The organism is Aeromonas sp. S13(2024), from assembly GCF_041402405.1.
GTDB classification, from domain to species: Bacteria; Pseudomonadota; Gammaproteobacteria; order Enterobacterales; family Aeromonadaceae; genus Aeromonas; species Aeromonas veronii.
This window is the reverse complement of record NZ_JBGLRA010000001.1, coordinates 44,711-57,199: the sequence shown is the minus strand read 5'-3', so window position 1 is coordinate 57,199 and position 12,489 is coordinate 44,711. Positions and strand designations below refer to the sequence as shown.

At 59.7% G+C, this 12,489-nt stretch carries 12 protein-coding genes; 7 read left to right on the top strand and 5 right to left on the bottom strand.

All coding sequences use genetic code 11. The annotated features are described in order from the left end of the window. The first annotated feature begins 51 nt into the window (after positions 1–51). Positions 52–423 (top strand): Rcs stress response system protein RcsF, encoded by a 372-nt coding sequence (gene rcsF / locus ACB042_RS00295; RefSeq protein WP_013723982.1) that lies wholly within the window; start codon positions 52–54, stop codon positions 421–423. 9 nt (positions 424–432) lie between these two features. Beyond that, positions 433–819: a DUF488 domain-containing protein gene (locus tag ACB042_RS00290; protein ID WP_005338205.1), complete on the top strand. Its 387-nt coding sequence runs from the start codon at positions 433–435 to the stop codon at positions 817–819. 159 nt (positions 820–978) lie between these two features. Here ACB042_RS00290 and ACB042_RS00285 read toward each other — a convergent pair whose 3' ends face one another. Beyond that, the gene (locus tag ACB042_RS00285; protein WP_371177535.1) at positions 979–1,977 is read right to left on the bottom strand and encodes an NAD-dependent epimerase/dehydratase family protein; all 999 of its coding nucleotides are present in this window, start codon (positions 1,975–1,977) and stop codon (positions 979–981) included. Between the two features lie 213 nt (positions 1,978–2,190). Between ACB042_RS00285 and tsaA the strand changes: the two genes are divergently transcribed. Beyond that, the gene (tsaA, locus tag ACB042_RS00280) at positions 2,191–2,895 is read left to right on the top strand and encodes a tRNA (N6-threonylcarbamoyladenosine(37)-N6)-methyltransferase TrmO (protein ID WP_236316489.1); all 705 of its coding nucleotides are present in this window, start codon (positions 2,191–2,193) and stop codon (positions 2,893–2,895) included. A 288-nt stretch (positions 2,896–3,183) separates the two neighbouring features. After that, on the top strand, positions 3,184–3,732 hold the full coding sequence (locus ACB042_RS00275; protein WP_371177534.1) for a cytochrome b: 549 nt from the start codon (positions 3,184–3,186) through the stop codon (positions 3,730–3,732). An 87-nt stretch (positions 3,733–3,819) separates the two neighbouring features. Here the strand turns inward: ACB042_RS00275 and ACB042_RS00270 are convergent, their stop codons facing one another. After that, positions 3,820–4,500, bottom strand: a complete 681-nt coding sequence (locus ACB042_RS00270; protein WP_201938331.1) for a polymer-forming cytoskeletal protein — start codon at positions 4,498–4,500, stop codon at positions 3,820–3,822. Positions 4,501–4,699: 199 nt separating this feature from the next. Here ACB042_RS00270 and ACB042_RS00265 point away from each other — a divergent pair, with 199 nt between their 5' ends. The 3 genes from ACB042_RS00265 to ACB042_RS00255 all read left to right on the top strand — a co-directional run bounded on the left by ACB042_RS00265 (position 4,700) and on the right by ACB042_RS00255 (position 8,217). Next, complete coding sequence (locus ACB042_RS00265) at positions 4,700–5,374, top strand: response regulator transcription factor (RefSeq protein ID WP_041201856.1); 675 nt, start codon at positions 4,700–4,702, stop codon at positions 5,372–5,374. Then, the gene (locus tag ACB042_RS00260; protein WP_371177533.1) at positions 5,374–6,759 is read left to right on the top strand and encodes an ATP-binding protein; all 1,386 of its coding nucleotides are present in this window, start codon (positions 5,374–5,376) and stop codon (positions 6,757–6,759) included. The genes ACB042_RS00265 and ACB042_RS00260 overlap by 1 nt, the downstream gene beginning before the upstream one ends. Before the next feature lie 246 nt (positions 6,760–7,005). Then, on the top strand, positions 7,006–8,217 hold the full coding sequence (locus tag ACB042_RS00255) for an RsmB/NOP family class I SAM-dependent RNA methyltransferase (RefSeq protein WP_257690382.1): 1,212 nt from the start codon (positions 7,006–7,008) through the stop codon (positions 8,215–8,217). A gap of 106 nt (positions 8,218–8,323) precedes the next feature. Here the strand turns inward: ACB042_RS00255 and ACB042_RS00250 are convergent, their stop codons facing one another. The 3 genes from ACB042_RS00250 to tdcD form a co-directional block, all read right to left on the bottom strand. Then, positions 8,324–8,713 (bottom strand): RidA family protein, encoded by a 390-nt coding sequence (locus tag ACB042_RS00250; protein ID WP_108541336.1) that lies wholly within the window; start codon positions 8,711–8,713, stop codon positions 8,324–8,326. 69 nt (positions 8,714–8,782) lie between these two features. Further along, positions 8,783–11,077: a formate C-acetyltransferase gene (gene pflB / locus ACB042_RS00245; protein WP_371177532.1), complete on the bottom strand. Its 2,295-nt coding sequence runs from the start codon at positions 11,075–11,077 to the stop codon at positions 8,783–8,785. 44 nt (positions 11,078–11,121) lie between these two features. Then, on the bottom strand, positions 11,122–12,480 hold the full coding sequence (tdcD, locus tag ACB042_RS00240; protein ID WP_371177531.1) for a propionate kinase: 1,359 nt from the start codon (positions 12,478–12,480) through the stop codon (positions 11,122–11,124). Between the last annotated feature and the right edge of the window lie 9 nt (positions 12,481–12,489).

Here is a 12,489-nt window from a genome sequence, read left to right as displayed (position 1 = left end):
GAGCGCCTGCGCATTTCTACTGTCCTCATCACCGACACAAGATACGAGACGATGAAACGCCTGATCCTGATGATGCCCCTGATTGCCTCCGGCTGTGCCAACTACGCCTTCAACAGCAATCTGGATAAAGAGAACTTCGACGAATACTTCAAACCCGGTAGCGTGCGCATCTATGAACAAGATGAGCTGGCTGACCTCAACTACCTCTACCTCGGCACCATCGAGGGTGAATCCTGCCAGGCCGATGCCAACCAGCCAGTGCCCAATGCCGGTGAAGCGCGCACCCTGGCCCGCCGCCGCGCAGCCGACATGGGCGGCAACGGCGTCACCATCGACAAATGCGCCGAATTCAGCGACACCCCGGGCTGCCTGAAACAGGTGATCTGCTACGGGCAAGCGCTGAAAGTGGCCGAAGAGAAGTAACTCGCTGTCATGGCCCTCGCTATCGTTCGCCTTGGCAGCCCGCGCCTGCCCGATGAGGGGCTGCGGATCGGCACGGTGCGCCGCCCGCCCCGCGGCGTACCCAAGAGCGAATTTGCCAGCCAGCATTGGTACGATGTCTGGTTTCCCAACCTTGCCCCCAGCAGCGAGACCATGAAGCTGGGGCAGGCAGCCGAGACACCCGCCCAGTGGGCGGCGTTTGGCAAACAGTACAAGGCCGAGATGGCGCAACCTGCCGCCAGGCATGATCTGGCGCTGCTGGCCGCCCTCTCCCACACCACCAACCTCTCGGTGGGCTGCTACTGCGAGCAGGAGTCCCGCTGCCATCGCACCATTTTGAAAGAGCTGCTGGTAGCCGCGGGGGCCGCCATCCGCTAACTAGGTGATCGACAGCGATGGGACGGGGAATCGCGTCAGCCTCTATTCGGCAACCATCAGGCATGGATAGAGAGAGAGGGCATCCCGCGGGATGCCCTCTCTCGTTGTATTCACACCTGCCGCGCCACGCTCGGTAGCAGCGTCACGATGCTCCCTCTCCTATTGCAGACTGGGCTCCAGCAACTGCTGCCGTAGCGAGGTCTCCTGTGCCTCAGTCATGGCATTCGCCGCTACCCCGGCGGCAGGCTCGATGGCCAACCAGTGGGCAAGGTCGGCGGCGGTCTCTTCCAGCGGCCGGAAATTCAACCCGTGGACGATGGCCGCCTCGGCGCTTATAGAGCCGTAACCGGCAAACTCCGCCTGCGCGCAGGGCAGCAGGGTGGGATAGCTCTGCCAGGGCTCGATTCCGGCTGCCATCAGGGTGGGCCAGGGCAACCATTCGGGCTGGATGGGGCGGGCGGGCTGCAACCGGGCGCTCAGCCGCTCCAGCCAGTCGCAGAGGGTAATGCCGGGTTTGAGCAGGTTGAAGATGCCCGATAGCTGCTGCTCGGCCGCGCGCAACACAAACTCGGCGCAGTCGCGCACATCGAGATACTGCAAGCGATCCTCGCCACTGCCCGGCAGCAACCAGGGCCCGCCCTGCTGCACCCGCTTAATCCACCAGGCCATGCGACCGGTAGGATCATGGGGGCCGCACAACACGCCCGGGCGCAGGATGCAAAGCCGCTCACCCCAGCGGGCGCGATACTCCTGCTCGCACAACACCTTGAGCGGGCCATAGTCAGTGGGCATTTCACCTTCGGGGATAGCATGCAGCGGCGCCGACTCATCCATCCCGGGCATTGAGAAATCGCGATAGACGCTGATGGTGGAGATAAAGATCAGCCGCGCGCAGCACCCGAGCAAAGCTGCCGAGAGGCTCGCAGCCTGCTCGGGGCGATAGCAGCAGGTATCGATGACGAGATCCCACTGCAACCCGGCCCCTTGCAGGGCGCTCAGGCTCTTGTCCCTGTCGCCGGTGAGCTGCACCAGATCGCGCCAGTCCGGATGCTGGTGCAGGCCGCGATTGAACAGAGTCACTTCATGGCCCCAATCCAGCGCCAGCGCGGTGAGGTGACGCCCCAAAAAGCCGGTGCCACCGATAATCAGCAGTTTCATCCCTCTCCCTCCCCCTTCGGCGCGAGTGCGCACATTTCATCCTGACACGCCTGTTGCCTCCACCCTACGCAACTCGGCGCGCGGGCACAGCCCCCGACTGGCCGGGATGGGACAGGGATCACGGCAGCGCCGCAGAAAAGGGCGTAATGAGGCCAAACCTGCGTTTTGGGGCCGTCTGTGCTAAATTGCCGGGGTTTTCAGTCAGGATCCGCCATGAAGTTCGAAATCGACACCCTCGGGATCATCCGCTCTCCCTACAAGGAGAAGTTCGCCATCCCCCGCCAGCCCGGACTGGTCAAATCGGCCCGCGCCCGCCTCGAGCTGCTCCCCCCTTACGATCAGCCGGATGTGCTGCGCGGCATCGAGCAGTTCTCCCATCTGTGGCTAAGCTTCGTCTTTCACCAGACCATGGCGCAGGGCTGGCACCCAACGGTGCGCCCGCCGCGCCTTGGCGGCAACGAGCGGGTCGGCGTCTTTGCCACTCGCTCCACCTTCCGCCCCAATCCGCTAGGGCTCTCGGTGGTCGAGCTGCACGGGGTCGGTCGCGAGCGTGGCAAGCTGTGGCTGGAGCTGGGGGCGGTGGATCTGCTCGATGGCACCCCCATCGTCGATATCAAGCCCTACATTCCCTATGCCGACAGCCTGCCGGATGCCCGTGGCGGCTTTGCCCCCGACGCCCCCACCCCGCCGCTAGCGGTGAGCTTCAGTGTCGAGGCCGAGCAGCAGTTGCAACCCTGGCTCAAGGCCCATCCCGAGCTGCGCCAGCTGGTGAGTGAAGTGCTGGCGCAAGATCCGCGCCCCGCCTACAAGAAGGGCAAGCCCGATGAGAAGGAGTACGGGGTGCGGCTGTTTGACTGCAACGTCCGTTTTCGCATCAACGAACCCGCGTGTCTGGTAGTGGCCATCGAGCCCGCCTGAACCTGGGCGGGCCGACATCACTGATGCTATTTCACGCCTTCTTCACGTCACAAGGGGCTTAATGAGCCTGTAAATTGTGTGGCATTGATCAGACTATCCACCCGGTTGCCAGTGATACCATGCAGACAGCAGAGGGCATCTCCTCTCTGACTGAGTCCAGCCGCAGGCTGCCGGTTGATGGCAAGCATGGTAGCTCTGCTATTGCCGCCAAAGGAGCTGGCCTCGCCCCGACACGTTTGAGTGCGGGGATGCCACACGGATGTGACAGCACTTCGAAGGAACAAACCTATGCTGATGAACAGTGAACAACGTTATGGCACCCTGAATATCGGGCTGCACTGGCTGACCCTGTGGGCCATGATCGCCGTCTACGCCCTGATCGAATTTCGCGATATTTTCCCCAAAGGGGACCCTGGCCGGGATCTGATGAAGGAGTGGCACTTTATGCTGGGGCTGCTTATCTTCGCCCTGGTCTTTGTCAGACTGGCCCTGCGCTGGATTAGCCCGACACCGCGTATCGTGCCCGAGCTCTCCCCGATCATGCACCAGCTGGCAAAACTGGCCCACCTCGCCCTCTACGGTTTTCTCATTCTCACCCCGCTGTTTGGCTGGCTGCTGCTGAGCGCCGCGGGCAAGCCCATCCCCTTCTTCGGGCTTGAGCTGCCTGCCCTGCTTTCCCCCAGTCCAGACCTCAAGGGGCTGATCAAGGAGGTGCACGAGACGCTGGGCAATATCGGTTACGCCCTGATCGGCCTGCACACGGTGGCGGCCCTCTATCACCACCATATTCTCAAAGACAACACCCTCACCAATATGCTGCCGCCGCGCCGCAGCTAACCGGTAACGGGGAAATGCAGAGGGGGCCATCGTGGCCCCCTCTCTGTTTTCCTGAACAACCGTCATCTGCACCGCTGGCAAACGACATCACGCCTGCTTGGCCAGCTCCTCGGTCGGCTTGCCTTTCGGCTCGTGCGGCAGCTTTTTCACATTGCTCTTGCTCTCCGGCTGCTTGCTCCCGGACGCACTGTTTTCAGACAAGGCTTGCAACACAGGATCGGCCTTGCCGGCCACGGTGGGCTGGGACTGGCCAACAAAGTTGCCGCCTTTGCAGATGGAGAGACTGCCCCCCTTGAAGACCCCCTGCATCTTGCCGCTCTCCAGGATCTCCACCTCGGCGGAGGTACAGGTGCCTTCCAGCAGACCATTGATGATCACGTGGGGCGCACTCACCTCCCCCTCAACGCTACCACCCTCCATGATGCGCAGCACACCACCGATGAGCTGGATGGTGCCATTGACCTGACCGCGCACCTCCAGATCCCCCTCCACCTGCAACTCGCCCTTGAAGCGGGCACCGGCTGCAATCACAGTGGCACCGGCCGACCCAGTAGCCGCACCACCTTTGTTTCTTCCAAACATCCGTACTCTCTCCACCAACCACACAAGCAGAACCAGCGGCATCGGCGCCACTGGCCACAGAAAACAGGGCGACCCCAGCACGTAGAGCAGCAAGGCTGCCCCCCAGCAGAGCCAGACAATATAGAGGAGGTCGCTGCGCTCACGCTGTTGCAGTCGCGCCAGCAGCCTTCCGGCCATCTCTCTCATCGCATCAAACCTTTCGCAACATGACTGCCGACCAGCAGGCCATCGACAACCCGGACCATGGTTAAACGACCAGTTGGCGCGAACTCTGAAGTCCCGCTGATTCAGTCCCGATACAGCCGGGATGCATTAGGATTCGAATTGACTCGAAGCGACATACACTTTCTAATTGACAGCCTGGATCCCTATGACCGCTCACATCATGAAAATTCTGTTGGTCGAAGACGACAAGCTGCTCAATCACCACCTCTCCTCTCTGCTGACCGAAGCCGACAATCAGGTCTACAGCACCGACCAGGCCGGGATTGCACTGCACTACGCCGCCGACTATCCCATTGATGTGGCCATCATCGACCTCGGTCTGCCCGATATGGACGGCCTGCAACTGATCCGGCAACTGCGTGAACGGCAGATCCCCTTCCCCATCATTGTGCTGACCGCCCGTGGCAACTGGCAGGACAAGGTCGAAGGACTGGAAGCAGGTGCTGATGACTATCTGGTCAAACCGTTCCAGAAAGATGAGCTGCTGGCCCGACTCAATGCGCTGGTGCGCCGCAGCGCCGGCTTTATCTCGCCCAGGGTGAAGGCCGGTGATTACGAGCTGGATCTCTCCCGCAAGGAGCTGACTATCGCCGGTGAAGTAGCGGTGCTCACCAGCTTTGAATACCTCATTCTGGAGTACCTGATGCGCAACGCCCGTCAGGTGGTCTCCAAGCAGCAACTGCTCGACCAGCTCTACGGCGACGGCGAAGGGGACCCCAACACCATCGAGGTGATGGTGAGCCGCCTGCGCAAGAAGCTGGATCCGGAGGGGACGATTCAACCCATCTCCACCATCCGGCGTCAGGGTTACATCTTCAACCTCTCCTGTAACTGATGCAGTTTCATCTGCCGCGCCCCATCAAGATGATCCGCAGCTCACTGCACATCAAACTGCTGCTCAGCTCGCTGCTGGTCATCGCGCTGATCATGGGGTTTGCCGTCTACGCCCTCTATCTGGGCCACGTCGAGGAGCAGACCCAGAAGGCCAGCGCCCGGATGCAGGAGAACCTGGCCAAGCTGTTTTCCTCCACCGAGCCGGATGACAAGGGGTCGAACGTCGAGCTGGGGCGGATATCCCGTGGTGCGGGGGATCGCAACCTCGATACCCTGATCTGCCGCGCCGATGGCGATCTGGTCTGGTCGAGCCTCCATATGCCGGAGGTGATCAAGGCCAAACAGACCATCTGCGGCGATCTGATGAAGTATCTGGGGGGGATGGATCTCGACTACTTCTTCAAGAAGCACACCATCAAGAACGGCGAGAGCTACTTCGTCTACAGCCTGCGGTTTATCCGCAATCCCGGCAGCGGCACCACCGCCTACTACGTGGTGATGATCGACTCGGCCAAACGCTATCACGAAGAGTCCCGCACCTATCTCTACCAGACTGCCAAACAGGCGCTGCTCGCCTATATGCTGCTGGCCGGGCTGCTGCTGCTCACCACCTTCTGGAGCCTCAGCTCCCTGCGCACCATCGCCCGTCAGATCGACGAGATTCGGGCCGGCAAGCGCGATGACCTCTCGAGCGATTTTGAGCGGGAGCTGGCCCCGCTGACCGACTCCATCAACCAGCTGCTGGAGAACGAACGCCAGCAGACCCAGCGCTACCAGCACGCCCTCAACGATCTCGCCCACAGCCTGAAAACCAGGCTGGCGCTGATCCAGATCACCACCCGCGAAGTGAAGCTGGGGCGGGAGATCCATGACAACATCAACGAGCAGATCCTCACCATGGATCAGATGATCCAGTATCAGCTCAGACGGGCCGTGACCGGCCGCCAGCGCCTTGCCAGCAAAGGCACCGAGCCGGTGCCGCTGATTGAAAAACTGCTGGCCAGCCTGACCAAGGTCTATCGCCACAAGAAGCTGCAAACCCACTTCAAGTTCGACGATGACGCCCTCTTTCACGGCGAACAGGGCGACCTGATGGAGCTGATGGGTAACCTGCTCGACAACGCCTGCAAGTTTGCCATCAGCGAAGTGAAGGTGACGGTGCGCCGTCATCTCGAGCGGCTGCGCATCGAAGTGGAAGATGATGGCCCGGGTATCGATCCGGCCAAATCGGAACAGATCTTCCAGCGCGGCGTGCGGGCTGACAGCTCGCCGGGTCAGGGCATAGGTCTGGCGGTGGTGACCGAAATCGTCCACAGCTACGGCGGCCAGATCCGGGTCGATGAATCCCCCATCGGCGGCGCCCGCTTTACCCTGGACTTGCCCTGATCGGCATTGCCCTGCTCAGCCTCGCCAGTGATGGCCCTACCACAAGGCCCCAACCTCGAGAGCCTTGTGGTAGGGCAAACAAAAACACATTGCGGGCTCGCAAGAACAATCCCCCATCTATCATTCCAGCATGGGGAGTGTTGCGCCAACCCCGTCTAACCCCTATCATTGCGCGGATTTGTCAATTTTAGAACTGCTCCTCTTCACAAAGGTGCGGTTCATCTTTATCTGGCCAAGGTTAATCTCATGCTCAAATCCCCACTGTTGCCCCGTTTCGGGGATCTGGTCGTTGCCATTGTTGACGATGTGCTCGGTCAGGGTCTTACCCTCGACCGCGCTTACGCCCGTCACTTCTCCGGCATCGAACTCAAACCGCAAGAACAGGCAAGGATTGCCCTGGTCACCGGCGACCTGCTGCGCCGTCTCAGCCTCTATTGTTTCCTCACCGGTATTCAGGTGCGTCAGGCCGAAAAGAATGTCTGGCCGCTGCTTCACAGCTGGCACGCATTCCACAAAATTGCCCAGCCCAACCACCCGACCCTGGATCGCTTCAATGAAGAAGCATTCCGCCGCCGTCTGACCGAGGCGAAGAAGAACTCGGTATTGATGGATGGTTGCCCGAGCTGGCTGGAGAAACTGGGCAGCGAGCAGCTGGGTGAAGCCTGGCCTGCCGAGCGTGCAGCCCTGGCCTGGATGCCCAAGCGTTACCTGCGGGTCAACACCCTCAAGTGCACCCGTGATGAGCTGCAGGCCATGCTGGCCAAAGAGCAGGTCACCACCATTCCGGTTGAAGGTGTGGAGACTGCCCTGCAGGTCACCTCCGACGCCGCCTTGTTCCGTACCAAGGCCTTTGCCGATGGTTGCTTCGAACAGCAGGACGCAGGCTCCCAGCTGGTTGCTGCTGCGCTGGAAGTTGCCCCAGGCATGCGCGTTATCGACGCCTGTGCCGGTGCCGGTGGCAAGACCCTGCATATCGCCGCCATGATGCAGGGCAAAGGCCGTCTGCTGGCAATGGATGTGGAAGAGTGGAAGCTGGAGAACCTCAAGCAACGCGCCCGTCGCGCCGGTGCCCACAACGTGGAGACCCGGGTCATCACCAGCAGCAAGACCGTCAAGCGCCTCAAAGAGAGCGCCGACCGCGTACTGCTGGACGTGCCCTGCTCCGGTCTGGGCGTACTCAAGCGCAATCCGGATGCCAAGTGGCGTGATACCGCCGAGCGTCTGCCGGTGCTGGTCGCGCTGCAAGAAGAGATCCTGCAGCGTTACAGCCAGATGGTGAAAGTGGGTGGTCTGCTGGTTTATGCAACCTGCTCCATCCTGCCCGAGGAGAACCGCCAGCAGGTGGACAAGTTCCTCGCCGCCAACGAAAACTTCCGTCTGCGTGACGATCACACCGTGAGCCCGTCCGAGACCGGCTTCGACGGCTTCTACATGGCTCGTATCGAACGGATTGCCTGATCCAGAATGACCTGCTCCTTGCGCCCTTATCGCGCACGGCGGGTTCGATGAAAAAAGAGCGGCAGCCCTCGGGCTGCCGCTCTTTTTATTGATAAGGATCGCCGCGTCAGGACTCCAGCGCAGCAATCGCCTCTATCTCGATCTTCACATCCTTCGGCAAGCGGGCCACTTCCACGCAAGAGCGCGCCGGATACATGGCATCGTGCTCGGTGAAGAAGTCGTTGTAGACCTGATTCACCGCAGCAAAGTCGTTCAGATCCGAGACAAACACCGTGGTCTTGAAGATGTTGCGCACCTCGCCGCCTGCTGCCTCGACAATCGCCTGTACGTTTTGCAGGGAGCGCAGGGTCTGCGCTTCGATCCCCTCCGCAACGTCGCCGCTCACCGGGTCCAGCGGGATCTGACCGGAGGTGTATAGGATGTTGCCAATCCGGGTGGCCTGCACATAGGGGCCGATGGCGCCCGGCGCCGCCTTGGTAGTGATAACCTGTCGCATCTGTTACTTCCTCGTGCTGACAAACAAAAAGTAGGCCCGGAGCAAGCCTGCTCACCCCGGGCATGAGAGTTACATCATGTTGGTGAAGGTTCTGGAGATGACGTCCTGCTGCTGCTCGCGGGTCAGGGCGTTGAAGCGCACCGCATAGCCGGAGACCCGGATGGTCAGGCTGGGGTACTTGTCCGGATTGTCGATGGCATCCAGCAGCATCTCGCGATTCATCACATTGACGTTGAGGTGCTGACCCCCTTCCACATCCCGCTCATGATGGAAGTAGCCATCCATCAGCCCCACCAGATTGCTCTCGCGATTGGCCGGATCCTTGCCGAGCGCCCCCGGCACGATGGAGAAGGTGTAGGAGATCCCGTCCTTGGCGTATTTGAACGGCAGCTTGGCCACCGAGGCCAGCGAAGCGACCGCTCCCTTGCGATCCCGACCGTGCATCGGGTTGGCCCCCGGTGCAAAGGGCGCACCGGCACGGCGGCCATCCGGGGTGTTGCCGGTCTTCTGGCCATAGACCACGTTGGAGGTGATGGTCAGGATCGACTGGGTCGGTACCGCATTGCGGTAGGTCGGCAGCGCCTGGATCTTCTTCATAAAGCGCTCGACCAGATCGCAGGCGATGGAGTCGGCCCGCTCGTCGTTGTTGCCGTACTGGGGATACTCCCCCTCAATCACGAAATCGACCGCCAGCCCGTCAGCATCGCGCACCGGCTTGACCCGGGCGTACTTGATGGCCGCCAGCGAATCGACCGCCACCGACAGACCGGCAATGCCGCAGGCCATGGTGCGATAGACGTCGCGATCGTGCAGCGCCATCAGCGAGGCTTCGTAGCTGTACTTGTCGTGCATGTAGTGAATAAGGTTGAGCGCGCTGATGTACTGCACCGCCAGCCAATCCATAAAGCTGTCGAGGCTGGCCATGACGGTGTCGTAATCCAGCACCTCGTCCATGATGGGCGCCACTTTCGGGCCAACCTGAATCTTCAGCTTCTCGTCCACCCCGCCGTTGATGCAGTAGAGCAGGGTCTTGGCGAGGTTGGCGCGAGCACCGAAGAACTGCATCTGCTTGCCGATCACCATGGGGCTCACACAGCAGGCGATGGCATAGTCATCGCTCTCGAAGTCGGTGCGCATCAGGTCATCGTTTTCATACTGCAGGGATGAGGTATCGATGGAGACGCGGGCCGCATAGGTCTTGAAGGCCCGCGGCAGCCCTTCCGCCCAAAGGATGGTGAGGTTGGGCTCGGGCGCCGGCCCCATGGTCTTGAGGGTGTGGAGGTAACGGAAAGAGTTCTTGGTCACCAGAGTACGACCATCCAGCCCCATGCCACCAATCACCTCGGTGGCCCAAATGGGGTCGCCGGAGAAGAGGGAGTCAAACTCGGGGGTATGCAGGAAACGTACCATGCGGATCTTCATGATGAAGTGATCAACCAGCTCCTGGGCATCCTGCTCGCTGATAAGCCCCGCCTTAAGATCCCGCTCGATATAGATGTCGAGGAAGGTGGCAGTACGACCGAGGGACATGGCCCCGCCATTTTGCGACTTCACCGCCGCCAGATAGGCAAAGTAGAGCCACTGCACTGCCTGCTGCGCCGTGCGTGCCGGCCCGGAGATGTCAAAGCCGTAGCTGGCCGCCATCTGCTTGATCTGCACCAGTGCCCGCTTGTGCTCGGCCAGCTCCTCGCGCTGGCGGATCACCTGCTCCAGCTGCTCTCCCCGCTCAAGCGCCGGTTGCAGATCGGCAAACTGCAGCTCCCGCTCACGGATTAGATAATCTATGCCATAGAGCGCGACCCGACGATAATCTCCGATAATGCGACCACGGCCGTAACCATCCGGCAAACCGGTCAAAATTCCTGATTTTCGGCAGCGCAACATCTCGGGAGAGTAGACGTCGAACACTCCCTGGTTATGGGTTTTGCGCAATTCGCTGAAGGTATATTCAAATTCGGGATCCATCTCCCGGCCATATGCTTCAAAAGAGCTGCGGATCATATTTACGCCGCCAAATGGATGCAGTGCTCTTTTAAGGGGCTTGTCGGTTTGCAGGCCAACGATTTTTTCCAGCCCCTGCTCGATATAACCCGGCCCGTGGGCGGTGATTGTGGTGGCAATATTGGTATCAAAATCAACAGGCGCGTGGGTGGCATTCTCGATGCGGATCCCCTCCATCACCTTGTTCCATAAAGTGGTGGTCGCTTCGGTGGCATCTGCTAAAAACTGTTCGTCACCTTCATAGGGGGTGTAGTTCTGCTGGATAAAATCACGGACGTTGATCTCGTGCTTCCAGTTTTCACCGGCAAACCCTTGCCATGCCTGACGGAATTTATCCTGATCCAATTGCATATCAACTTTCATCAAATAAACCTCATTCACTACTCATGACACTACAGTGGAAGATGTCAGACGCACTCGGCCTGACGAACCTGCTGCCCCAGACGAATGGCATCCAGCGCGATCATTTTCTCTTCATTGGTGGGAATAACTGCCGCCATCACCATGGACTCTGCCGCCGAAATTACCCGGCAGCCCTCGCTATTGGGACGCTGGTTAAACGGCTCGCTGATCGCTACGCCAAATACCTGAAGCCGTTCGCATACCAGCTTTCTGATAAAGGCCGAGTTCTCGCCGATCCCGCCGGTGAAAATAACGGCATCCAGCCGGCGCAATGAGGTGGCATGGCCGCCGATATGGCGGGCAATTCGATGGACAAAAGCGTGAATGGCCAATTTTGCCCCGGAATGTCCTTCATGATAGGCAGCTTCCAATACCCGCATATCGGAGGAGAGCCCCGAAATACCCAGCAGGCCGGACTGCTTGTTCAATACCCGCTCGATATCCTCGATGGATTGCCCCGTCTTGCTGGCGATATAGGCCAGCGCGCCAAAATCGATATCGCCGCTGCGGCTGCCCATGATCAGGCCCTCCAGCGGCGTCATCCCCATTGAGGTATCGACGCTCTTGCCATCCTGCACCGCGCAAATAGAGGCGCCATTGCCCAGATGAGCGATGACCAGACCGGCATGTTGCTCATCCAGCCCCATAAATACGCAAGCCTGCTCGGCAACATAGCGATGGGAGGTGCCATGGAAACCATAGCGACGTACGCCGTAATCCTGCAAATATTGGTAAGGCAGCCCATAGATATAGGCTTCCGGCTTCAGGGTCTGGTGAAAACCGGTATCAAATACCGCAATTTGGGGTTGTGTGGGAAATAGCTGACGAGCCGCCATCACACCACTCAAATTGGCGTGATTGTGCAGGGGAGCCAAAGGTGACACCTGCTTGATTTTGGCCAATACATGTTCATCAATGATCACGGCTTCACTAAATTCACTACCACCATGAGCAATTCGATGACCAACCAGTGCAATGGCATCCAGCAGATCCCGTTTTTTCAATTCAGCCGCAATGGCAGCCAATGCACAGGTGTGGTTATTTTCAGGTAATGACATAGCGGGCTCTTTACCCACTTGCAATTGGGGATGGGCTGTATCAATACCATCAGCCATACCGGATATCACCACCTCGCAGGTTTTACTGTCCAGTACCGAGAATTTGACCGACGAAGAGCCGCAATTGATAACCAGAACCAACGAATCAAACTTCATTACATCGCCTCGATATTTATGATGTCGAGTCACTGCAGTCAGAACATATTTACCACTGAGTGTGGTGGCCAAATCACGGATAGCCTTGCCCTGGGCCCACATAATTGGGCCAACCAAGAACAGGTTATTGCGCACTTCTGACTGCGCCATGCAGACCCC